At 33.2% G+C, this 400-nt stretch carries 1 tRNA gene; it reads right to left on the bottom strand.

The window, feature by feature from the left end:
• Positions 1–141: 141 nt before the first annotated feature.
• A tRNA-Ala gene (locus LPB87_RS20670) sits at positions 142–215 on the bottom strand.
• Between the last annotated feature and the right edge of the window lie 185 nt (positions 216–400).

Below are 400 nucleotides of genomic sequence, written 5' to 3'. Positions count from 1 at the left end.
ACTAATAAAAACGCTTTCTACTTTTTATTATTTTCTTATCTCAATATGTCAATGAACTTTTTCCTTAGAATAAAGAGTAAAGAGTACAGAAAATAGACTAAATCTATATTCTTTTTTCTTTTCTCTATCTTCTTTAGATAGTGGAGAATAACGGAGTCGAACCGTTGACCTCCTGCGTGCAAGGCAGGCGCTCTAGCCAGCTGAGCTAATCCCCCAAATTTTAGTTATGAGTTATTAGTTATGAGTTATGAATTTTCAGCTCATAAGGTCTCAACCCTAGAATTTCCTTTTTAAATAATTCAGTCTTTTTTAATTTATAATTTACAATTTATAACTTTAAAAAGTAGTCCCGGGCAGACTCGAACTGCCGACCCCTACATTATCAGTGTAGTACTCTAAC

Origin of the sequence: Flavobacterium sp. EDS (assembly GCF_020991525.1) — a bacterium.
GTDB lineage: Bacteria > Bacteroidota > Bacteroidia > Flavobacteriales > Flavobacteriaceae > Flavobacterium.
This window is presented reverse-complemented; position numbering and strand designations above follow the sequence as displayed.